This is a genomic window from Microbacterium xerophyticum (assembly GCF_053543555.1).
This window is the reverse complement of the sequence record NZ_JBLVOB010000009.1, coordinates 70,731-91,413: the sequence shown is the minus strand read 5'-3', so window position 1 is coordinate 91,413 and position 20,683 is coordinate 70,731. Positions and strand designations below refer to the sequence as shown.

The 20,683-nt window shown below is 67.3% G+C and carries 22 protein-coding genes and 1 pseudogene; 12 read left to right on the top strand and 11 right to left on the bottom strand.

All coding sequences use genetic code 11. From position 1 onward, the window contains the following. Window positions 1–472, bottom strand: a pseudogene (locus tag ACNPNP_RS18290) (two-component sensor histidine kinase); the annotation flags it as partial. Between the two features lie 197 nt (window positions 473–669). On the opposite strand from ACNPNP_RS18290, the gene phoU reads away from it, so the two are divergent. After that, entirely contained in the window at window positions 670–1,392 is a 723-nt protein-coding gene (gene phoU, locus ACNPNP_RS18285; protein WP_448967474.1) for a phosphate signaling complex protein PhoU, read from the top strand. Window positions 1,393–1,465: 73 nt separating this feature from the next. Here phoU and ACNPNP_RS18280 read toward each other — a convergent pair whose 3' ends face one another. Beyond that, a complete protein-coding gene (locus ACNPNP_RS18280; RefSeq protein WP_448967473.1) occupies window positions 1,466–2,215 on the bottom strand; it encodes a phosphoglyceromutase in 750 nt (249 codons plus the stop codon). Window positions 2,216–2,249: 34 nt separating this feature from the next. Between ACNPNP_RS18280 and ACNPNP_RS18275 the strand changes: the two genes are divergently transcribed. Next, window positions 2,250–3,086, top strand: coding sequence for a class I SAM-dependent methyltransferase (locus tag ACNPNP_RS18275; RefSeq protein ID WP_448967472.1), 837 nt, complete (start codon window positions 2,250–2,252; stop codon window positions 3,084–3,086). Here ACNPNP_RS18275 and ygfZ read toward each other — a convergent pair. The 3 genes from ygfZ to ACNPNP_RS18260 form a co-directional block, all read right to left on the bottom strand. Beyond that, window positions 3,065–4,189, bottom strand: a complete 1,125-nt coding sequence (ygfZ, locus tag ACNPNP_RS18270; RefSeq protein ID WP_448967471.1) for a CAF17-like 4Fe-4S cluster assembly/insertion protein YgfZ — start codon at window positions 4,187–4,189, stop codon at window positions 3,065–3,067. The two genes, ACNPNP_RS18275 and ygfZ, sit on opposite strands and share 22 nt — an antisense overlap. Window positions 4,190–4,191: 2 nt before the next feature. After that, window positions 4,192–4,794: a nitrobindin family protein gene (locus ACNPNP_RS18265; protein ID WP_448967470.1), complete on the bottom strand. Its 603-nt coding sequence runs from the start codon at window positions 4,792–4,794 to the stop codon at window positions 4,192–4,194. A gap of 168 nt (window positions 4,795–4,962) precedes the next feature. Continuing rightward, window positions 4,963–5,253: a hypothetical protein gene (locus tag ACNPNP_RS18260; RefSeq protein WP_448967469.1), complete on the bottom strand. Its 291-nt coding sequence runs from the start codon at window positions 5,251–5,253 to the stop codon at window positions 4,963–4,965. Window positions 5,254–5,392: 139 nt separating this feature from the next. Between ACNPNP_RS18260 and ACNPNP_RS18255 the strand changes: the two genes are divergently transcribed. From ACNPNP_RS18255 to pstB, 7 genes are all read left to right on the top strand, one after another. Beyond that, window positions 5,393–6,076, top strand: a complete 684-nt coding sequence (locus ACNPNP_RS18255) for a winged helix-turn-helix transcriptional regulator (RefSeq protein ID WP_448967468.1) — start codon at window positions 5,393–5,395, stop codon at window positions 6,074–6,076. Window positions 6,077–6,130: 54 nt separating this feature from the next. After that, a complete protein-coding gene (locus tag ACNPNP_RS18250; RefSeq protein WP_448967467.1) occupies window positions 6,131–8,296 on the top strand; it encodes an RNA degradosome polyphosphate kinase in 2,166 nt (721 codons plus the stop codon). 5 nt (window positions 8,297–8,301) lie between these two features. Further along, a complete protein-coding gene (locus tag ACNPNP_RS18245) occupies window positions 8,302–9,264 on the top strand; it encodes an NUDIX hydrolase (protein WP_448967466.1) in 963 nt (320 codons plus the stop codon). 142 nt (window positions 9,265–9,406) lie between these two features. Further along, on the top strand, window positions 9,407–10,510 hold the full coding sequence (pstS, locus tag ACNPNP_RS18240) for a phosphate ABC transporter substrate-binding protein PstS (protein ID WP_448967465.1): 1,104 nt from the start codon (window positions 9,407–9,409) through the stop codon (window positions 10,508–10,510). 134 nt (window positions 10,511–10,644) lie between these two features. After that, window positions 10,645–11,613 (top strand): phosphate ABC transporter permease subunit PstC, encoded by a 969-nt coding sequence (pstC, locus tag ACNPNP_RS18235; protein WP_448967791.1) that lies wholly within the window; start codon window positions 10,645–10,647, stop codon window positions 11,611–11,613. 1 nt (window position 11,614) lies between these two features. Next, entirely contained in the window at window positions 11,615–12,700 is a 1,086-nt protein-coding gene (gene pstA, locus ACNPNP_RS18230) for a phosphate ABC transporter permease PstA (protein ID WP_448967464.1), read from the top strand. 49 nt (window positions 12,701–12,749) lie between these two features. Next, window positions 12,750–13,529 (top strand): phosphate ABC transporter ATP-binding protein PstB, encoded by a 780-nt coding sequence (pstB, locus tag ACNPNP_RS18225; RefSeq protein WP_448967463.1) that lies wholly within the window; start codon window positions 12,750–12,752, stop codon window positions 13,527–13,529. A 244-nt stretch (window positions 13,530–13,773) separates the two neighbouring features. Here pstB and ACNPNP_RS18220 read toward each other — a convergent pair whose 3' ends face one another. The 4 genes from ACNPNP_RS18220 to sigK form a co-directional block, all read right to left on the bottom strand. Further along, window positions 13,774–14,658 (bottom strand): aminodeoxychorismate lyase, encoded by an 885-nt coding sequence (locus ACNPNP_RS18220; protein ID WP_448967462.1) that lies wholly within the window; start codon window positions 14,656–14,658, stop codon window positions 13,774–13,776. Between the two features lie 190 nt (window positions 14,659–14,848). Beyond that, the gene (locus ACNPNP_RS18215; RefSeq protein WP_448967461.1) at window positions 14,849–15,478 is read right to left on the bottom strand and encodes a DNA-directed RNA polymerase subunit beta; all 630 of its coding nucleotides are present in this window, start codon (window positions 15,476–15,478) and stop codon (window positions 14,849–14,851) included. Window positions 15,479–15,497: 19 nt separating this feature from the next. After that, entirely contained in the window at window positions 15,498–16,262 is a 765-nt protein-coding gene (locus ACNPNP_RS18210) for an anti-sigma factor (RefSeq protein ID WP_448967460.1), read from the bottom strand. Next, window positions 16,259–16,858: an ECF RNA polymerase sigma factor SigK gene (gene sigK / locus ACNPNP_RS18205; protein WP_448967459.1), complete on the bottom strand. Its 600-nt coding sequence runs from the start codon at window positions 16,856–16,858 to the stop codon at window positions 16,259–16,261. Before sigK ends, ACNPNP_RS18210 begins: the two co-directional genes overlap by 4 nt. A gap of 156 nt (window positions 16,859–17,014) precedes the next feature. Between sigK and ACNPNP_RS18200 the strand changes: the two genes are divergently transcribed. The 3 genes from ACNPNP_RS18200 (at window position 17,015) to ACNPNP_RS18190 (ending at window position 19,277) form a co-directional block, all read left to right on the top strand. Continuing rightward, complete coding sequence (locus ACNPNP_RS18200; RefSeq protein WP_448967458.1) at window positions 17,015–17,671, top strand: fasciclin domain-containing protein; 657 nt, start codon at window positions 17,015–17,017, stop codon at window positions 17,669–17,671. A gap of 671 nt (window positions 17,672–18,342) precedes the next feature. Then, the gene (locus ACNPNP_RS18195) at window positions 18,343–18,624 is read left to right on the top strand and encodes a hypothetical protein (protein WP_448967457.1); all 282 of its coding nucleotides are present in this window, start codon (window positions 18,343–18,345) and stop codon (window positions 18,622–18,624) included. A 104-nt stretch (window positions 18,625–18,728) separates the two neighbouring features. Next, a complete protein-coding gene (locus ACNPNP_RS18190; protein WP_448967456.1) occupies window positions 18,729–19,277 on the top strand; it encodes a type 1 glutamine amidotransferase domain-containing protein in 549 nt (182 codons plus the stop codon). 6 nt (window positions 19,278–19,283) lie between these two features. Here ACNPNP_RS18190 and ACNPNP_RS18185 read toward each other — a convergent pair whose 3' ends face one another. After that, window positions 19,284–19,805 carry a CGNR zinc finger domain-containing protein gene (locus ACNPNP_RS18185; protein ID WP_448967455.1) on the bottom strand — a complete coding sequence of 174 codons (522 nt, stop codon included), beginning with the start codon at window positions 19,803–19,805 and terminating at the stop codon, window positions 19,284–19,286. A 209-nt stretch (window positions 19,806–20,014) separates the two neighbouring features. Next, window positions 20,015–20,680: an IMPACT family protein gene (locus tag ACNPNP_RS18180; protein ID WP_448967454.1), complete on the bottom strand. Its 666-nt coding sequence runs from the start codon at window positions 20,678–20,680 to the stop codon at window positions 20,015–20,017. Between the last annotated feature and the right edge of the window lie 3 nt (window positions 20,681–20,683).

Here is a 20,683-nt window from a genome sequence, read left to right as displayed (position 1 = left end):
GGTGTTCGCGACGAAGTCCGCGCACCTGATCCAGTCGCTCCTGCTCGGTGACGTCGCGCACGATGAGCAGCGTCAGCCGCGCGCCGAGCGCGCTGGCACGCGCCGACACCAAACGCGGATCGATGCTGACCCCCGGTCGCGTGATGCGCATCGTCTCGGTCGTGGATGCCCCGCTCGAACGCACGCTGCGCACGAGTTCGCGCAGTTCGGGGATATCCAATGTCGCGCCGACCTCGATGCCGAAGCGCGCCGCGGCGTGGGAGATCGCGAGCACGAGGCCGGAAGGATCCACGACGCATGCGGCGTCATCCATGCTGTCCAGGACATCCACCGCGCCCTGCGGGACCACCGCCGAGGATTCCTCCGCGACCCTGGCGCGAGCGCGGTACGCCCAGAACACGAGCAGCGCCAATCCCACACCGATCACCAGGCCGATGGCGAGGGCGAGCAGCGCGATCTGCGGCGAGTTCATGTCACCAGCGTAGAGTGCGTTCACCTCGCGTCCGGCGAGTTTCCGCGCCATCTCGGACGTCGGCGAACTAGTATTCACGTGCTGGGCACCGTTCGTTAACCTTCGACGAACACAATCGCCTAGGGCGTGCGCACACTGCAGCGCCCGCCATCAGCCGGCCGGACCGCCCGAGCTCAGAACGAAAGGTTGCGCCGCTCATGCGTGAACTCTTCCATCAGTCCCTCGAGGATGTGCAGTCCCGTCTCGTGGAGATCGCCGACCTCGTCAACGTCTCCATCGACAAGGCCACCCGCGCCTTCGCGACCGGCGATGTCGCACTCGCGGAGGAGGTCATCGCCGACGACGCGAAGATCGACGCACTCGCCGTGAAGCTCGACGAGCAGGCCATCGAGATCCTCGCCCGCCAGCAGCCGGTCGCCCGCGACCTGCGCATCGTCGTCTTCGCCCTCCGGGTGAGCGCTTCGCTCGAGCGCATGGGCGACATGTCCGAGCACATCGCCCAGCTGGCCCGTCTGCGCTTCCCGGAGCGCGCCATCCCCAAGGGCCTGAAGAGCACGTTCACCCGCATGGGTGAGCTCGACGTCGAGATCGCCCGCACGCTCAGCGAGCTGCTGCGCACGCAGGATCTGCGCTTCGCGGACGACATCCGCAATTCGGATGACGACGTCGACGAGCTGCACGCCAAGGTCTTCGAGAAGGTGCTCAGCGACAACTGGAAGGGTGAGGCGGGCGCCACGGTGGATGCCACCCTCGCCAGCCGGTACCACGAGCGCTTCGCCGACCACGCCGTCGCGATCGCCAAGAAGGTCGTCTACCTCGCGACCGGCGACTGGGCCGTCGACGAGGAGGACATCGCGCTCGCAGCAGCCGAGGCTCAGGAGGCCGAGAGTCAGAACCCCGACGGCAAGAGCCTCGCCTGATCCGGCCCATCGCACTAGATGAAGGAACCCCCTGCAGAGCTTCTGCAGGGGGTTCCTTCGTAGTGGGCAGCGGTTACTTCTTGCCCTGCGAGGCGACAGCGGCAGCGCCCGCGGCAGCGGCCTCCGGATCGAGGTAGCGTCCGGGCCCGGTGGGCACGTTGTTCTCATCCAGTTCGTACACCAGCGGGATGCCTGTGGGGATGTTGAGCTCGGCGATCGCGTCGTCGCTGATGCCGTCGAGGTGCTTGACGAGACCGCGCAGCGAGTTTCCGTGCGCGGTGACCAGGACGGTCTTGCCCGCCTCGAGGTCGGGAACGATCGCGCTCTCCCAGTAGGGCAGCAGACGATCGATGACGATCTTGAGCGACTCGGTGCGAGGAACCTCGCCGTCGATGCCCGCGTAGCGAGGATCGTTCACCTGACTGAACTCGCTGTCATCGTCGAGCAGGGGCGGCGGCACGTCGAACGATCGGCGCCACAGCTGGAACTGCTCAGGCCCGAACTCCTCGAGCGTCTGCGCCTTGTCCTTGCCCTGCAGCGCGCCGTAGTGACGCTCGTTGAGGCGCCACGAACGGGTCACAGGGATCCAAAGCCGATCGGCGGCATCCAGCGCGATGTCCGCCGTCTGGATGGCGCGGCTGAGCAGAGAGGTGTGGAGCACGTCGGGAAGCAGACCGGACTCCGCGAGCAGCTCGCCGCCACGACGGGCCTCGGCCTTGCCCTGATCGGTGAGGCGGACATCCACCCAGCCGGTGAAGAGATTCAGTTCGTTCCACTCGCTCTGGCCGTGGCGGAGCAGGATGAGGGTGCGCGTCGCAGTCATGCGTCCAGTCTATGAGGTCTGGGAGAATGGACGCATGGCGTCATCCCCGCTCGGCCGCCCCACCAGGGGCACCACGGGGACCAACCGACTCCGCCGCAACGACCGGTGGATCGCGGCGAGCACCGTGTTGCGCACTGCGGATGATCCGCTGGTCATCGACCTCGGCTACGGCGCGAGCGGCGTCACCGCGTTCGAGCTGGCGGCACGACTCGTCAGAGTGCGCCCCGACGCCGAGGTGATCGGCTTCGAACTCGACGCCGAACGCGTGGCCACCGCGCGCGCTCAACTCGAAGAGGTGCGGGCCGGACGCACGGCGTTCTCCCCCACCCTGCCGGTCGCCTTCGCCCGCGGCGGCTTCGAGGTGCCGCTGGGCGGATCGAGGCGTCCAGCGGTGATCAGGGCGATGAACGTGCTGCGCCAGTACGACGAGACCGATGTGCCCGACGCCTGGGCGTCCATGACCGCACGTCTCGCACCGGGCGGATTCCTCGTCGAAGGCACGTGCGACGAGATCGGGCGTATCGCGAGCTGGGTCGACGTGTCGGCTGCCGGCCCGGTCCGGTTCACGATCTCGCTCCGGGTCGCGGGGCTCGAACGGCCGGGCATCGTCGCCGAAAGGCTGCCCAAGGCACTGATACATCGCAATGTGCCCGGCGAGCGCATCCATGCTCTGCTCACCGACCTCGACAGCGAGTGGGACAGATCGGCGGCGCTGTCGACGTTCGGCGCCACCCAGCGCTTCCTCGCAGCGGTCGAGGGCCTCAAGGAGCGCGGCTGGCCTGTCCTCGGCGACCGCAGACGCTGGCGACTCGGAGAGCTGACCGTGCCTTGGGAGGCCGTGGCACCGGGTCAGGCGTTACGCGGGTCCTGACCGGCGGGGCGTCGGGAGAGCCTTGTCAGCCGAGGGATGTCGGCTGTCGCTCCGGCGTCCGCCGGCACGATCACCTGCTGCGCGGCGGCGACGTCGATACCGCCGGCCCTGACGATCAGGTCCCCGATCGGCGCACGGCGCGAGAGGATCGCCAGGGCGATCGGACCATCCTCGTGATGCCGGGCCACCGATGTGACATGGCCCACCTCGTCGTCGGCGGCGAACACCGCGGCGCCGGGCTCAGGGAGCACATCATCGCTCCCGTCCAGCTGCAGCGCCGCCAGCCGGCGCGGTGGATGCCCGAGATTGTGCACCTTCGCGACCGTCTCCTGACCGCGGTAGCACCCCTTGCTGAGGTGCACGGCGCTGCGGATCCAATCCGACTCGTGCGGCAGCGATCGTTCGTCGACCTCGCTCGCCCACCGTGGCCGCCAGGCCGCGACGCGCAGCGCCTCGGTCGCCAGGACCCCGGCGGCATCCAACCCGGCACCCTCCATGCGGTCGATGACGGATGCCGCGGCATCCGCATCCACGATCGCCACGCGCCAGGCGTAGTCGGCCGACGGGTGCTGCTGGATCGTCGAGTACTGGTGCCCTCCGAGCTGGACCGCCGACCACGGGTCGGCCCAGATCAGCGGAGTGCCGTTCGGGGACGATGCCAGTTCGCGCATGACCGACTCCGCCTCGCCACCGGCGAAGAAACCGAGCAGCGCGAGCTCGGCACGGACTGTGACCGTGACGCGCGAGCGGAACACCATGCGCTGCAGCCAGGCGGCGAGCGCGTCGGCATCAGCGGCATCAGCGATCAACCAGACCGATGAGCCGTCCTCGAGCACACCCGCGGCGTGTTCGACGCGCCCCTGAGGGTCGAGGATCAGCAGTTCGGTGCTGTCGCCCGCAGCGAGCCCGGCGACCGACTGCGACGTGATCGAGTCGAGCCAGCTCAGACGGTCTTCGCCAGCGACCTCGATGACCGTGCGATCGCCGAGGGGCGCCAGCGCCGTACCGGCGATGAGGCGCCGCTGCTCCCGGATGGGGTCGCCGAGATGCAGGACGACCTCCCCCTCGGTGACCGCACCGGGCAGCGCGGAGAACCCGCTCATCATCAGACCTTCGCCAGTCGCGCGGACGCGTGCGAGGCGAGCTCGGTGCCGAGAGCGGCGATGTCCCATGCCCACAGCAGGTGCCCGTCGACGAGGCCGTACATGCGACTCGCCGCGCGATAGTCCTTGCTGCCCTCGCCGCGCACGATCGCATCCGTCGCGATGTCGATGCGAGGACCGTTGATCTCGCCCAGGTAGAGCTCGAGCATGCCGTCGGAATGCGCGATGGACACCTCGAGCGGGAAGCCGCCGGATGCCGCTCGCAACTGCTCCACGTCGTCCACCGTGCGCGCGGCCGCACTCTCGACGGGCGGCAGCAGTGCCGGGCCCGCATCAGCGGGAGTGGCGGGGCGGGCGAGCCTCCAGAATCCGGTCTCCGCGACCAGCGCGACGGAGGGTTCGCCCTCGGCACTGGCCATCCACCCGGTGGCCGAGTAGTTCAAGTAACCCGTGCCGTCGTGGCTGAAGCTCACGCGGTGCGTGAACTCGCCCTCGAAGCGGTGTCCGTCGGCGGTGTACTCGATGACCCCGGTGCCCTCCCAGACGCCGATGAGCCAGCTCAGGGGCGCGAGATCTGCCGGTAGGTCGGTGGGAAGTTCGAGCATCGACACTCAGCTCAGCGCTGACCGCGGAACAGGTTCCACAGCACGGTGCCGGCCACGAAGGCGATCGCGAGACTCGCAAGGCCCAGCAGACCGATGAAGAAGAGTTCGAGTGCGACGAGATCCATGCCCTCTACTCTACCCCTGGGCCATGCGCGCGCGGCGAGAGCGTCAGACCGGAACCAGAGCCGCCAACGCGAACCCGGCGGAGACCACTCCCAGCAGCAGGAGCGCGCCTGTCACGCTCGCGGCGGTGCGGAAGATGAAACCCTTCGTCTGCCCGTACCAGAGCTGCAATGCGAACGAGAGCAGCACGGCACCGCCGAACCCGACGATCAGCCACTGCACGCGCCACTGCATCGGCACGAAGATCCCGATGGCGACTGCGGCGATGAGCGCCGCGCCCCACACGATGACGACGCCGCCGAGGGGGCTGCGCGGCGCGAGAGCAGGATCGGACATGCCTCCATTGTCACCCATTCGGCGGCGGATGACGCGATGCGCGTCATCACGATCCGCGGCGCTGGGTATCATGGGGCGCACGGCGTCGTACCCGATCGCCGTTCAGGGCGACGGTTCCCGCAGCCCGGAAGGAAAGCGCGTGGCCCTGCTCCTGGTTCTGACCTCAGCTCCCGCAACGGAGCAGGTACTGCCCGCCCTGGAACTGCTGAGCCACCGCGTGCGGCAGATCCCCGCAGAGCCGGCCCAGCTCGTCAGCGCACCCGAGAGCGACATCGTGATCGTCGACGGGCGCCACGATCTCTCAGCGGCGAAGTCGCTGTGCAAGCTGCTGCGCACCACCGGACAGGACGCCCCGCTGCTGCTGGTCGTGACCGAGGGCGGGATGAGCGCAGTCTCCGGCGACTGGGGCATCGATGACGTGCTGCTGACCGACGCCGGTCCCGCCGAGACCGATGCCAGGATCCGTCTCGCGATCGCGCGCGGCGAGGCCGCCGCGGAGCCCGCCAGGGTGCAGGCCTCCGGCGTCACGATCGACGAGCAGTCGTATTCGGCGAAGCTGCACGGGAGGGCGCTGGATCTCACGTACAAGGAGTTCCAGCTGCTGCACTTCCTCGCGACGCATCCCTCACGCGTGTTCACGAGGGAGCAGCTGCTCAGCGAGGTCTGGGGCTACGACTACTTCGGCGGCACGCGAACGGTCGACGTGCACGTGCGGCGCCTGCGCGCGAAGCTCGGCGATCAGGAGCAGATCATCGGCACCGTGCGCAACGTCGGTTACCGGTTCAACGTGTACGACGAGGATCAGCTCGCAGCTTCGCGGTGACACGGATCCGTCCCGTTCACGCGCGTGTCATCTCGCGATGCCAAGATGTACTCCATGATCGATTCCGCGCTCGCCGACGCCGGGCTCGGTGATGCCGAAGACGATGACTTCGACGCCATCGAATCCCCGGACTCCCTGCTGCCAGACCATCGCTACCACGACCGCGAGGTCAGCTGGCTCGCATTCAACCAGCGAGTGCTCGAACTCGCCGAGGACCCGACGCTCCCCGAGCTGGAGCGCGCGAACTTCCTGGCGATCTTCGCGAGCAATCTCGACGAGTTCTTCATGGTGCGCGTCGCCGGACTCAAACGACGCATCGTCACCGGCCTCGCCGTTCCGACGAACGTCGGGCGCTCCCCCTCCGACGTGCTCGCCGACATCTCCCGCGAAGCCCACGCCCTGCAGCTGCGTCACGCCGCCGCATGGACCACGCAGGTGCGTCCGGCCCTCGCCGACGCCGGGATCGAGATCACCGAGTGGGACAGCCTCACCGAGGCGGAGCGCGCCGCGCTCACGGAGTACTTCCAGCTGCACGTCTTCCCCGTGCTCATGCCCCTCGCGGTGGATCCAGCGCATCCCTTCCCGTACATCTCCGGCCTTTCGCTGAACCTCGCGATCCGCATCCGCAATGCGCGCACCGGACGGCAGGAGTTCGCCCGTCTCAAGGTGCCGCCCATGCTGCCGCGTCTGGTCGAAGTGCCGGGCGGCAGCGAGATCACCCGCTACCTCCCCCTCGAAGACCTCATCTCCAACCACCTGGGCGACCTCTTCCCCGGCATGGAGGTGCTCGACCACCACGCGTTCCGCCTCACCCGCAACGAGGACGTCGAGATCGAGGAGGACGAGAGCGAGAACCTCATCCAGGCACTCGAGGCGGAGCTGCTGCGTCGCCGTTTCGGCCCGCCGATCCGTCTCGAGATCGCCGACGACATGGACGAAGTGACCCTCGATCTGCTGATCAAGGAACTCGACATCACCGACCAGGAGGTCTACCGCCTGCCGAGTCCGCTCGATCTGCGCGGCCTCTTCTCGCTCTCGCGGGTGAACCGGCCCGACCTGCGCTACCCGCCGCATCTGCCGACGACGGCCGTGCCGTTCCAGCCCACCGGTTCGAACAGCCGCGCCGACATCTTCGCCGCCATCCGCAAGGGCGACGTGCTGGTGCACCATCCGTACGAATCGTTCGCGACGAGCGTGCAGGCGTTCCTCGAGCAGGCGGCGCGCGACCCCGACGTCCTCGCCATCAAGCAGACCCTGTACCGCACCTCGGGCGACAGCGCCGTCGTGCAGGCTCTGATCGATGCGGCAGAGGCGGGCAAGCAGGTGCTCGCCCTCGTCGAGGTGAAGGCGCGCTTCGACGAGGCGAACAACATCGTCTGGGCGCGCAAGCTCGAGAAGGCCGGCGTGCACGTCGTGTACGGCCTTGTCGGGCTCAAGACCCACTGCAAGCTCGCCCTCGTCATCCGTGAGGAAGACGGGATGCTGCGGCACTACTCGCACGTCGGCACGGGCAACTACAACCCGAAGACGAGCCGCGTGTACGAGGACTTCGGCCTCTTCACCGCGGACGCGCAGGTCGGAAAGGACCTCACCCGTCTGTTCAACGAGCTCAGCGGGTACGCGATCGAGAAGAAGTTCAAACGCCTTCTCGTCGCGCCGCTGCACCTGCGCAAGGGGCTCCTGCGCCAGATCGACAACGAGCGCAAGAACGCGGAGGCGGGCAAGGCCTCGCACATCCGCATCAAGGTGAACTCGATGGTCGACGAGGAGATCATCGACGCGCTCTACCGTGCGAGCCAGGCGGGCGTGAAGGTCGACGTGTGGGTGCGCGGCATCTGCAGCATCAAGGTCGACCTCCCCGGGATCAGCGACAACATCACCGTGCGCAGCATCCTCGGGCGCTACCTCGAGCATTCCCGGATCTTCGCGTTCGAGAACGACGGCGACCCGCAGGTGCACATCGGCAGCGCCGACATGATGCACCGCAACCTCGACCGTCGCGTCGAAGCGCTCGTGCGCGTCACCGATCCCGCGCACGTCAAGGAACTGCTGAGCTTCTTCGACCTCGCCATGGACGACACCACGAACTCCTGGCATCTGGGAGAGGAGGGCGTCTGGACGCGCCACTCCGAGGATGCCGAGGGCAATCCGCTCGTCGACCTGCAGGATAAGACCATGAGCCAGATCCGACGGCGCCGGCGCACCCGCACGGTGCGATGAACGCGATGGCGTACGCGAGCGAGGTGGTCACATCCGACAAGGCCGTGTACGCGGCCGGCGCGGTGGTGTGGCGCCTAGTCGAGGGAAAGCTCTGCATCCTGCTGATCCATCGCACGAAGTACCGCGACGTGACGCTGCCGAAGGGCAAGGTGGACCCCGGCGAGATGCTCGCTCAGACGGCGGTGCGCGAGGTGCACGAGGAGACCGGCATCCGGGTGCATCTCGGTGTGCCGGTGGGCGTGAGCCGGTACTTCATGCGTCCCAAACGGCAGAAGGTCGTGCACTACTGGGCCGCGGAGGCGACGGAGGAGGCCATCCGCGACTCCACGTTCGTGCCCAACAACGAGATCGCGGCGCTGGAATGGGTGAGCACGAAGAAGGCGCGGGGGCGCCTCAGCTATCCGGTCGACCTCGAGATCCTGGACGAGTTCGAGCGTCTCGTCGATGACGGTGTCCTGCACACCTTCCCGATCATCGCGCTCCGGCACGCGAAGGCCGTTCCGCGAGGGGAATGGGACGGGTCGGATGCGTCGCGCATCCTCACGGATCGCGGCCGCAGGCAGGCCAAGGCGATCGTCGCTCCGCTGCGCGCGTTCGGCGTGCGCAAGATCATCACGAGCGATGCCGTGCGCTGCGTGCAGACCGTGGCACCTCTCGCGAAGAACCTGGACCGCAGACCGGTCGAGACCGAGCTGATCAGTCAGGACGCGTGGGAGGACGGCCGCTCCGACGTGCGCGCTGTGATCGGCAAGCGCGTGCGGGCACGCAAACCCGCAGTCATCTGCAGCCACGGTCCCGTGCTGCCCGACATCCTCAGTGAGATCGCCCTCGCGACAGGCACCATGCACGGCTCCTATCTCGGCAGCGCCTCCGCGCTCGAGGTCGCGGCGTTCTCCGTCGCGCATCTGTCGGCGACGAATCCCGGTTCGGGCATCATCTCGATCGAGACGCACGTTCCCAAGCCCTGATGCCGCCAGGGCGCCACCCCAAGGGGTTGCCAGCCGTTCACCTGCTGTTTACCGAGCCGGGAGAGTCTCGTTAACCGCCGCACATAGCGTCACTGTGTGCCCTGCACCGGGCCTCACCCATTCAACGATCGAAGGATCCACAGTGAAGATCTCCCGAATCGCTCGCATCGGCGCCGTCGGCGCCGCAGCAGTTCTCGTCCTCGCCGGCTGTGCCGCGAACGAAGGCGGAACTCCTGAGGGCTCCGAAGAGCCGTCCACGTCGACTCTCACCGGCTCCGTCGAGGCAACCGGCGCCTCCTCGCAGGAAGCAGCCCAGCAGGCATGGGTCGCCGCCTTCCAGACCTCCAACCCCGACACCACGGTGAACTACACCGCCACGGGCTCCGGCACCGGCCGCGAGAACTTCCTCGCCGGCTCGTCGAACTTCATCGGTTCCGACCGCGCGTTCAACGCCGAGGAGATCGCCGCCGGCGGCTTCGGCTCCTGCACCTCCGACGAGATCGTCGAGATCCCGGTCTACATCTCCCCGGTCGCCGTCGCGTTCAACCTCGAGGGCGTCGACACGCTGAACCTCGACGGCGCGACCATCGCGGGCATCTTCGCCGGCACCATCACCAACTGGAACGACCCGGCGATCGCCGACCAGAACCCCGACGCCACGCTTCCCGACCAGGCGATCGTGCCGGTGCACCGCGCCGACGCGTCCGGCACGCAGGAGACCTTCACCAGCTACCTCGAGGCCGTCGCGCCCGAGGTGTGGGCCAACGAGGCCAGCGACGAGTGGCCGCTGTCGACGGGTGAGGCTGCTGACGGCACCTCCGGCGTCGTGAGCGCGATCACCAACGGTGTCGGCTACATCGGCTTCGCCGACGCGTCGCAGACCGCCGAGCTCGGCCAGGTCGCCGTCGAGGTCGAGGGCGAGTACGTCCCGTACTCCGCCGAGGCCGCTTCCGCGCTCGTCGCCGCTTCGCCGCTCGAAGAGGGCCGTTCGGCTCACGACCTCGCCTTCGCGGTCGACCCGGCAGCTGCTCCCGCCGGCTCGTACCCGATCGCTCTGGTGTCGTACCTCATCGGCTGCGTCGAGTACGAGGACGCAGAGGTCGCCTCGCTCGTCAAGGCGTACTTCGAGTACGTCGCATCGCCTGAGGGCCAGGACGTCGCCGCAGAAGCTGCCGGCAGCGCCCCGATCTCCGACGACCTCCGCGAGAAGGTCACCGCCGCGATCGATGCGATCGTCACCGAATAACACGATCCCTCAGTCCTAGGCTGAGCCGTGATGAAGCCCCCGCGGCACTGGTCAACAGATCGAACCAGTGCCGTGGGGGCACACGCATGAACACACCCAGCAACATCCCTCCGAACACCCGTGGAGCCGCGCAGATGACCACCACCACGACGGATACCGAGAGCACCCGTTCGCCCGTGTCACCGAAGGCCGTGCTTCGCCCTGGAGATCGCATCTTCTCCGGCACCGCCCTCAGTGCCGGCATCATCATCCTCATCACTCTGGCCGCTGTCGCCGTCTTCCTGGTCGTGCAGGCCATCCCGGCCTTCGCCCCGGACACGTCCGACAACCACATCCTCGAGGGCCAGTCCTTCATCACCTGGGTGTGGCCGTTCGTCTTCGGAACGCTGTGGTCGAGCCTGATCGCTCTGGTCGTCGCCGCCCCGATCGCGATCGGCATCGCGCTGTTCATCTCGCACTATGCACCACGCAGGCTCGCGGGTCTGCTGGGCTACATCATCGACCTGCTCGCGGCCGTCCCCTCCGTCGTTTTCGGCCTCTGGGGCGCCCTCACGTTCGCCCCGATGCTCGTGCCGTTCTACAAGTGGCTCAACACGAATCTCGGCTGGATACCCATCTTCTCCGGCACCCCTTCCGGCACCGGCAAGACGATCCTCACGGCATCCCTCGTGCTCGCGGTCATGATCCTGCCGATCATGACCGCCATCTGCCGTGAGATCTTCCTCCAGACGCCCAAGCTGCACGAGGAAGCCGCGCTCGCCCTCGGTGCGACCCGCTGGGAGATGGTGCGGATGGCCGTGCTGCCCTTCGCCCGCAGCGGCATCGTCTCGGGTGCCATGCTCGGTCTCGGTCGCGCGCTCGGCGAGACCATGGCCGTCACGCTCGTGCTCTCGCCTCTCGGCATCGTCACCTTCAACCTGCTCAACCCGGAGAACCCCACGACGATCCCGGCGATCATCGCGCTGCGGTTCCCCGAGGCCCACGATTCGGGCGTCAACACGCTCATCGCAGCCGGTCTGATCCTCTTCATCGTCACCTTCGCGGTCAACTTCGTCGCACGCTGGATCGTGTCGCGTCGTGCCGAGTTCTCGGGAGCAAACTGACATGACCGCCATCGCCATCACACCCACCACCCACACGACGAGTGCGGGTCACCTGCCCAAGTGGGCTCCGTGGGCTCTCCTCGCCGTCTGCTTCGTGATCGCGGGCACGGTCTTCGCCTTCGCCAATGCCGGTGGTGACCCGGCCGACTTCAACATCGCCATGACGCTGGTGGTCGGGATGGTCCTCTACATGGGGCTCATCTTCGTCGTCTCCACGGTCGCCGAGAGCCGACGTCACGCGACCGACCGCCTGATGACTGCTCTCGTGTCAGCAGCGTTCGTGGTGGCGCTGCTCCCGCTCGTCTCGCTGCTCTACACCGTGGTCGTCAACGGTCTCGCCCGTTTCGACGGCGAGTTCTTCAGCTTCTCGATGCGCAACATCGTCGGTGAGGGCGGCGGCGCGATCCACGCCGTCTGGGGCACGCTGCTCATCACGCTGGGAGCGACGATCATCTCCGTGCCGATCGGCCTGATGACCTCGATCTACCTCGTCGAGTACGGCGAGGGCAAGAAGCTGGCACGCGGCATCACGTTCCTTGTCGACGTGATGACCGGCATCCCCTCGATCGTCGCCGGTCTGTTCATCTACTCGGTGTTCGCGCTCATCATGGGCCCCGGCACACGCATCGGCATCATGGGATCTCTGGCGCTGTCCGTGCTCATGATCCCCGTCGTCGTGCGCGGCTCGGAAGAGCTCCTGCGCATCGTGCCGAACGAGCTGCGCGAAGCCGCATACGCGCTCGGCGTTCCGAAGTGGCTGACGATCATCAAGGTCGTCATGCCGACGGCCATCGCCGGCATCGTGACGAGCATCATGCTCGCCATCGCCCGCGTCATCGGTGAGACGGCGCCGCTCCTGCTCACCGTCGGCATCGTGCAGGGCATGAACCTCAACATGTTCAGCGGACAGATGTCGACGCTTCCGGTGTTCTCGTACATGCAGGCCAAGTATCCGGGTCTTCCCGCGGACGCGTACATCGACCGTGCATGGGCATCCGCGCTCACGCTCATCCTGATCGTGATGGTCCTCAACCTCGCCGGTCGCCTGATCGCCAAGGTGTTCGCCCCCAAGATATCCGGCCGCTGAGCCGACTCCACTCTCCCGACTGAACTTTCCCGACCGAAGGATCTCTCAGATGTCCAAGAGCATCGAAGTAAACGACCTCAACGTCTACTACGGCGACTTCCTCGCCGTCGAGGGCGTCAGCATCGACATCAAGCCGAACACGGTGACGGCGTTCATCGGCCCGTCCGGCTGCGGCAAGTCGACCTTCCTGCGCACCCTCAACCGCATGCACGAGGTCATCCCGCGTGCCCGCGTCGAGGGCGAGGTGCTGATCGACGGCAAGAACCTCTACGGCGCGAACGTCGACCCGGTTCTCGTGCGCCGCCAGGTCGGCATGGTGTTCCAGCGGCCGAACCCGTTCCCCACGATGTCGATCAAGGAGAACGTGCTCGCCGGCGTCAAGCTCAACAACTCGCGCATGGCGAAGAGCGACCAGGAGGCCCTCGTCGAGCAGTCGCTGCGCGGCGCGAACCTCTGGAACGAGGTCAAGGATCGCCTGGACAAGCCGGGCTCCGGACTCTCCGGCGGACAGCAGCAGCGTCTGTGCATCGCCCGTGCGATCGCGGTCTCGCCCGACGTGATCCTGATGGACGAGCCGTGCTCCGCCCTCGACCCGATCTCGACCTTCGCGATCGAGGAGCTCATCGCCGAGATCAAGACCCAGTACACGGTCGTGATCGTCACGCACAACATGCAGCAGGCGTCTCGCGTCTCGGACAAGACCGCGTTCTTCAACATCGCAGGCACCGGCAAGCCGGGCAAGCTCATCGAGTACGACGAGACCGCGACCATCTTCACGACGCCGTCCGTTCAGGCGACCGAGGACTACGTGTCAGGCCGCTTCGGGTAAGTCCCGTCCCGCCCTCCGGAAAACCCAGACCAGCTGGCGTGTCCTCGGCGTGTCGCACTGCGACACACCGCACGACACCAAGTCGGTCTGGGTTTTCCCATTGATGAGTGGTTCTGCACAGGATGCGGAACCGGCCGCTTGTGCACGGAGCGCGCCTTCGCGGGCTGCATCCGCAGCGCTGCGGTCTCTGGTCCCCGTGCATCGACCGCGATCGCGCGCCTTGTCGTCAGGCCCCGTGCGCGGATCAGTCGCGGGGCGAGAGGAGGTACCGGTTCAGTTCCGACGTCAGCGCATGGTCGACCGGAAGCTCCACACCGTCGACGGCCACGATGGGCGCGGCGAGACGGACGCTGGAGACCAGCCACGCGGCATCCGCACGCGCAAGGTCGGCCGCCGGGATGCGGTCGTAGCCGGTGTCGAGACCGCGGCCGCTCAGGTGCTCGTACACGCTCAGCTGCGTCGTGCCGTGCAGGATGCCCCCGCTTGGCGCGGGAGTCGTGCACCGGTCGCCGAAGCGGAGGATGAGCGATGCCGTGGGCGCCTCGAGCACGAAGCCGTCGCTCGAGAGGAAGATCGCATCATCCGCTCCCCTTCGATGCGCCTCGCGCAGCGCAGCCATGTTCACGGCGTACGAGAGCGTCTTCGCACCCAGCAGCAGCCAGGGCGCCCGCTCCGCCGTGTCGAGGCCGTACCCCCGGTCGAGGGTGACGACCTTGACACCCCGCTCGCGGACGGCGGAGAAATCGGATGCCGGTGCTGCAGTCACCCACGCGGTCGGGGTGGGTCCGTGCTCGACACCGCGGCTGAGGATGAGTTTGATCACGGCCTCCCCCGCCGGGCACTCCGCTGCCGCGACCGCGACGGCCTGACGCCACTGCTCCTGGTGAGGCACCGGCAGGTCGCACAGCCGTGCGGAATTCGCCAGGCGCTCCAGATGCGGGATGACCTCCTGCGCGTGCCCGTCGATCACACCGATCGACTCGAACACGCCGTCGCCGCGCTGCGTGCTGAGCTCGCCCACGCTCAGCGCCGGGGCCGCGGCATCCACGACGGTGAACGTGTCGGCGTAGTCTGCGCGCTCCTCGGAGGCGTCGACGGGATCGATGATCAGAGCGAAGCGCCGGGTCATACAGCGACTCTACGACCACGACCCCACCGGGAATACCAGCGACGTGCGGACGTTACAATGGAGTGGCCGGGCCGCATAACCCCGGGCTCCAAATATTGCCGCTGCGAGCGGCCTTCCGCCGAGAGGCGTTCTTGCGGCCCGGTCTTTCCATGTCGGGACGCCGCACGCGCTCCCGACGTACGCACAGCCGTCAGTTCAGTCCGCCGCTGCGCCACAGTCCGGCCGCGGCGCTCAGATCGCCGGCGTAGGTGTGCAACCGCCTGGCTCGAGCCGTGAGTTCGCTGGCGCGCTCCGGCTCGGTCGCCTCGTAGTCGTCGGCGGTGTGCGTCGCTCCCGAGACCTGCACGCGGCAGAATGCGGCCGCGCGCTCGAGCGCGACCGAGAAGTCGCCGCGGAACACTCCTCGGAGGATCGTGTCGATCAGCACCACGATCTCCTCGGGGTTCGCCGGCACCGGCGCACCGGCGACGAGCGCATCCACCGATCCGAGTTCGACGCGACCGCGTTCGTAGAGCAGCGCAGATGTCTGCGGATCGCTGTGGATCGCGAGCTGCAGCAGGTACAGCCGCCACAGGGCACCGGGCAGGGAGACCGCCGGGGCGGTGGCCCACAGCTCCGCGATGTCATCGATGCCGTGCTCGGCCGTGAACGCGATCATCCGCTCCGCACTCTCGCCGCTCTCGTCCTCGCGGGCGCGGGTCAGCAGAGCGGATGCCGTGGCATGAGCGACTCTCGTCGCCTCGGCGGAGTCCGAGGATCCCACGAGGTTGTCGAAGGATGCCGAGGGTCGGCGGACGGGACGGTGGAACTGCTCGGGCATCCGTCCAGGGTACTCGCGCTCAGGCGGTCGGGATCGCGATGATCGGATCGCTCGTCGGCTGCCCCGTGGGCGATCCGCCCGCCGGCTCCACCGTGACGGCGATCACGTCGCCTTCGTGCATGGCTCCGTCGAGCAGGGCGGTGGCCTCACCGGCATCCGCCTCGAAGAGTCCGGCCGGCACTGGTCCGTCGTCGTCGCGCACGAACCAGAGTTCGTACGTCTGATCATCGCTGAGAGGCTCGAGGCCGTCCGCGACGAGAACCGCACTGCCCACAGACGCCGACCAGTGCGCGGTGGCGACGGCACCGGTGTCCAGCTCCACAGACGCCTGCTGCGCGTCATCGGCCGACTGGATCTCCTGCAGGGCGACGACGGATGCCGGCGTCGCCAGCTGCGATGTGAGCGCTGCGACCCCGAACCCCAGTCCGACGAGGAGTACGAGGCCCGCCGCGAGTCCGAACAGAGTGCGCCCCCAGCGGCGCGGCGGACGCAGGAACGGCTCGTCGGCGTCGAGGATCGATGCTTCGGATGGATGCGGCTCCTCCGCATCATCGCCCTGCGGCATCGTGGCGATCTGCGCCAGCAACCCGGCGCGGATCTCCAGCGGCGGCGGCACGGCCGGCGAGGCATCCGCGAGCATGTGGGCGGTCTCGGCGTCGTAGTCCGCTATGGCCCGCCATTCGGGGTGGCTGGCGAGGGCATCAGTGAAACGCCGCTCGTCGGTGTCCGAGAGCGCGTCAAGGGCGTGTCCCGCCGCCAACTCCGCGAACTCCTTCTCGTTCATGCGTTCACCCCCATTTCACTTCTCAGACGCGAGAGCCCATCTCGCATCCTCGTCTTGATCGTTCCCAGTGGTGCCCCGATCAGCACCGCGATCTCACTCTGGCTGTACCCCCCGTAGTACGACAGGACCAAGGCCTCCCGTTGCGGCTCGGGGAGCGTTGCGAGGGCTGCGACGACCTTGCCTCCCTCGATGCTCAGTTCCACCTGCTCGGCGACACTGTCATGCGAGACACCGAGATCGCGCATCCCGACCCGCACATCACGGTCAGCGCTGGACTGGGACGCACGTACCCGATCGACCGCCCTTCGGTGAGCGATCGTGAGTACCCACGTCCTGCCTTGACCCTTGTTCGGAGCGAACCGCCCGGCGGATTGCCACACTTCCAGAAAGACTTCCTGGAGCACTTCCTCGCTCTGCGACCGGTTGACGAGCACACGGAGGATCAGTCCGAAGACACGAGAGGAGAGCAGATCGTACAGGTCGGCGAAGGCCCGTTGATCTCCCGCGGCGACGCGGACGAGGAGGTCGGCGGCGAGATCTCCCGCCGAACCGTCCTCCGGCATGTCCACGCCGTCAATGACCATCCACACAAGCATGCCGTATCGCGCGCGTCGCGTGCTGTTCCCTCGCCCGACGGCGCATCATCCGCCGGATGAAAAGTTTCTTCGATCCGCTCCCATCCGATCCTGGAAGGGCTCCGAAGAATCCTCGACACCGCGGGAATGCCGCGGTTCCGATTCCCGGAGGTAGACATGTTCAGCACCAAGAAGAAGATCACCGCAGCTCTTTCCCTCGGCTTCGTCAGCGTTCTCGTGCTGTCGGGTTGTTCGATGAGCTCGGACACGGCCGAAGAGCCGACGGAGCCCACCGCACCTGAGACGTCGGAAGAGGCGCCTGAGACGATGGACCCCGCAGCGAACCTCGTCGGTCCCGGCTGCGAGGCGTACGCCGAGGCAGTGCCGGACGGTGGCGGCTCGATCGAGGGTATGTCGCAGGATCCTGTGGCAGTCGCCGCATCGAACAACCCGCTGCTGAAGACGCTGGTCGCCGCAGTCAGCGGACAGCTCAACCCCGATGTCGACCTGGTCGACACTCTCAACGGTGACGAGTTCACGGTGTTCGCACCGGTCGACGAGGCGTTCGCGAAGATCGACCCCGCCACGATCGAGGCGCTGAAGACCGATTCGGCCACCCTGTCGTCGATCCTCACGTACCACGTGGTCCCCGGCCAGATCTCTCCCGAGGACATCGCAGGAATGCACACCACGGTCCAGGGAGCCGACCTCGAGGTCACCGGCAGCGGTGACGAGTGGATGGTCAACGACGCGAACGTGATCTGCGGTGGAGTCCAGACCGCGAACGCGACCGTGTACCTGATCGACACGGTGCTGATGCCGCCGGCTGCGTAAGGAAGGATTCCGCGCCTGGGGAGGCCGGAACGGGGGCGACGCGGTCGCCGGCGAAGCTGTGTCGCGGGGGGCCGCGTTCTGTCGTCCAGGACTCAGGCAGGTCGAGTGCCGCCGTCCGATTCGAACCGGCCCCGACGCCCGCTAGAATGGAAGCACGGGCCTCTAGCTCAGTTGGCAGAGCATCGGACTTCAACATAATAGGAGCGCCTCGAGGGAAACCTCGAGGATGACACCACTCAAAGTCGGGGAACCCTTCCTGGGAAACCAGTTGGCGATCCCGAGCCAAGCCGGATGCGAGTCCGGAAGGTGTAGAGACTGGACGGGTGGCACCTACAGCGAAAGCCAAGGTGAAGGGACAGTCCAGACCACGAACGTCCGACGGACGGCGGCGAAAGTCGAAGTGGTATGTTAATCCGCGGGTCATGGGTTCGAGCCCCATGGGGCCCACCGTATTCGAGGTCAGACCTCGGCAGTAACGTGCCAGCATGAAGATGTGCGGCACGTGCCAGAAGGTCAAACCCCTGACCGATTTCAACCGGAAGTCGTCACGAGCGGACGGCCTTCAGGAGGTCTGTCGCGAGTGCAATCGAGCGTCGTCGCGGGAGTATTACCGCCAGCATCGTGAGCACCATATAGCCGTGATCCGAGAGCGGACCGTGGCTCAGAGGTCGATGAGCATCGCATTCATCACCCGGTACCTGAACGATCACCCGTGTGTCGACTGCGGTGCTTCAGACATCCGTGTGCTCGACTTCGATCACAGGCCGGGCCGCGACAAGCGCGACGGCGTGATGCAACTCGTGCGCAACGGCTTCGGGCTGTCGACCGTCCAAGACGAGATCAACAAGTGCGATGTGCGCTGCCGCAACTGCCACGCGATCGTGACCTACGCGCGCATGGGGAGCAACTGGCGTTCGGCCGCTGCCGGCACGGCCATTGATCCGGAGCTCTAGCACGGGCCGCGCGCATCGGCCACCCCCTTCACGGCATCCGCCCTCGACGGGAGAGTCGAAGCGTCCTGACCGGGACGATCCACTCACCGCGAAAGGAGTCAATGATGGCCCAGCTCACCGACAAGCGCGTCGCGTTCCTGGCGACGAACGGATTCGAGGACAGCGAACTCACCAGCCCCTGGGATGCCGTGACCGGCGGCGGCGCATCCGCCCTGATGATCGCGCCAGAGGGGTCGGAGATCACGGGCAAGAACGGACACGTCCAGACCGTGGATCTCTCCTCCGCCGATGCTTCTGCAGACGACTTCGACGCGCTCGTGCTTCCGGGCGGCGTCGTGAACGCCGATCATCTGCGGCTGGACAAGCCCTCGATCGCGTTCTCACGCGCCTTCTTCGAGCAGCACAAACCGGTCGGGGTGATCTGTCACGGATCCTGGATCCTCATCGAGGCTGATGTGGTCAGCGGTCGCACGCTGACCAGTTACCCCAGTCTCGCCACTGATCTTCGCAACGCCGGAGCAGCCTGGGTCGATGAGGAGGTCGTCGTCGACCAGGGGTTGGTCTCGAGCCGCACCCCTGATGATCTCCCCGCATTCAACTCCAAGGTGATCGAGGAGATCGCCGAGGGAAGGCACTCCGGCCAGACGGCGTGACCGCGCTCAGGATGCCGTACGCGAACGATGGCGCCTGACCGCGGCGCGGTTCGCGCACCGCACCGAGCAGTAGCGCTGACGTCCGTTGCGGGTCACATCGACCACGACATTCGTGCACGGTGCGGCCGCGCAACGGCGCAGCCTGCTCATGCCACGGGTGACGAGGTGCAGGGAGGTGCCGACGCTGATCACGGCCCGCAGGACGAACGGCAGCGCGTCGTTGCTGTCGCGGTAGTGCAGGTGCCATCCCTCGCCGTTGTGGTCCACCAGCCGCGGATAGGCCGCCGCTGACGCCATCTGGTCGTTGAGCATCGCCGCACGGTCCTCGTCGCGATCGCTGTCGACGATCCGCAGCCAGTCGTCGATCACGTCGCGGCACGCGGTGTGGTCATCCAGCCCGTGGGCGAAATCCATCGTCATCCCGGCCTCGCGCGTGCGCTCGACGATGCCTTCGCGATGCGTGGGCCACTCATTCGCCAGGGATGCCGCGAGGAGCACCGCGTACTCGCCGTAAGGGTTGAGATGCATAAGAGCATTACAGCACGCTGGAACCATGACCCGCCAGCACACCGCTTCCCTCCCTGTCCTGCCGGCCGCTCCCGCGGCGCACGAGCACGGCTGGATCGTCGAATCGCGGCACCCGACGAGCGAGGGCCTGGTGCTCTATGTACGCTGCGACGTGTGCGGCGCTCGACGAGTCGATGCTCAGCGGACCCCTCATCTGCCGCCTGAGGCAGTCAGTCGCGCAGCGCAGGCCTCCGGATGCCGACCAGCTTCTCCGCGCCCGTGAGCACCGGCCGCACCGCGCCACCGGACGCCGCCGCCAGTTCGGCCGACAGCGCCGGCAGCTCCGACGAAGGCGCCCACACCTCGAACTCCGCCTTCGTGCGGTACACCGGGTCGCCCAGGAGCGCACCCCGCGTGCGCACCCACTCGCGCAGCAGGTTGTCGTAGCGTCCGGCATCCGCATGCTCGACCGTCACCGCGACGCCGGAGAGCATCCGTCGATCGACGATGGTCGCGAGTTCGAGCGCTTCCGAGACGGCAGAGGAGTACGCGCGAACCAGGCCGCCGGCGCCGAGCTTGACACCGCCGAAGTACCGCGTGACCACCACGACGACATCGGTGAGCTCGCGGCGCAGCAGCACCTCCAGCATCGGGACCCCGGCCGTGCCTGACGGTTCGCCGTCATCCGAAGAGCGCGCCCGATCGCCGAGGGCTCCCGTGACCTGCGCCGAGCAGTGGTGACGGGCATCCCACGCCGCGTGCTTCACCGCTCGGATGACCCGATCCGCGTCGTCCGCGGACGCGACAGGCTCCGCATGCGCAATGAATCGGGACTTCTTGATCACCAGTTCGTTGTCGACCGCCGTGGCGATCGTGGAGGGATATCGACGGCTCACCGC

Bases quoted from the DNA above. Each gene is read 5' to 3' on its own strand.
- phoU (WP_448967474.1), top strand. From the start codon at position 670: ATGCGTGAACTCTTCCATCAGTCCCTCGAGGATGTGCAGTCCCGTCTC.
- ACNPNP_RS18280 (WP_448967473.1), bottom strand. From the start codon at position 2,215: ATGACTGCGACGCGCACCCTCATCCTGCTCCGCCACGGCCAGAGCGAG.
- ACNPNP_RS18275 (WP_448967472.1), top strand. From the start codon at position 2,250: ATGGCGTCATCCCCGCTCGGCCGCCCCACCAGGGGCACCACGGGGACC.
- ygfZ (WP_448967471.1), bottom strand. From the start codon at position 4,189: ATGAGCGGGTTCTCCGCGCTGCCCGGTGCGGTCACCGAGGGGGAGGTC.
- ACNPNP_RS18265 (WP_448967470.1), bottom strand. From the start codon at position 4,794: ATGCTCGAACTTCCCACCGACCTACCGGCAGATCTCGCGCCCCTGAGC.
- ACNPNP_RS18260 (WP_448967469.1), bottom strand. From the start codon at position 5,253: ATGTCCGATCCTGCTCTCGCGCCGCGCAGCCCCCTCGGCGGCGTCGTC.
- ACNPNP_RS18250 (WP_448967467.1), top strand. From the start codon at position 6,131: ATGATCGATTCCGCGCTCGCCGACGCCGGGCTCGGTGATGCCGAAGAC.
- ACNPNP_RS18245 (WP_448967466.1), top strand. From the start codon at position 8,302: ATGGCGTACGCGAGCGAGGTGGTCACATCCGACAAGGCCGTGTACGCG.
- pstC (WP_448967791.1), top strand. From the start codon at position 10,645: ATGACCACCACCACGACGGATACCGAGAGCACCCGTTCGCCCGTGTCA.
- pstA (WP_448967464.1), top strand. From the start codon at position 11,615: ATGACCGCCATCGCCATCACACCCACCACCCACACGACGAGTGCGGGT.
- pstB (WP_448967463.1), top strand. From the start codon at position 12,750: ATGTCCAAGAGCATCGAAGTAAACGACCTCAACGTCTACTACGGCGAC.
- ACNPNP_RS18220 (WP_448967462.1), bottom strand. From the start codon at position 14,658: ATGACCCGGCGCTTCGCTCTGATCATCGATCCCGTCGACGCCTCCGAG.
- ACNPNP_RS18215 (WP_448967461.1), bottom strand. From the start codon at position 15,478: ATGCCCGAGCAGTTCCACCGTCCCGTCCGCCGACCCTCGGCATCCTTC.
- ACNPNP_RS18210 (WP_448967460.1), bottom strand. From the start codon at position 16,262: ATGAACGAGAAGGAGTTCGCGGAGTTGGCGGCGGGACACGCCCTTGAC.
- sigK (WP_448967459.1), bottom strand. From the start codon at position 16,858: ATGCTTGTGTGGATGGTCATTGACGGCGTGGACATGCCGGAGGACGGT.
- ACNPNP_RS18200 (WP_448967458.1), top strand. From the start codon at position 17,015: ATGTTCAGCACCAAGAAGAAGATCACCGCAGCTCTTTCCCTCGGCTTC.
- ACNPNP_RS18195 (WP_448967457.1), top strand. From the start codon at position 18,343: ATGAGCATCGCATTCATCACCCGGTACCTGAACGATCACCCGTGTGTC.
- ACNPNP_RS18190 (WP_448967456.1), top strand. From the start codon at position 18,729: ATGGCCCAGCTCACCGACAAGCGCGTCGCGTTCCTGGCGACGAACGGA.
- ACNPNP_RS18185 (WP_448967455.1), bottom strand. From the start codon at position 19,805: ATGCATCTCAACCCTTACGGCGAGTACGCGGTGCTCCTCGCGGCATCC.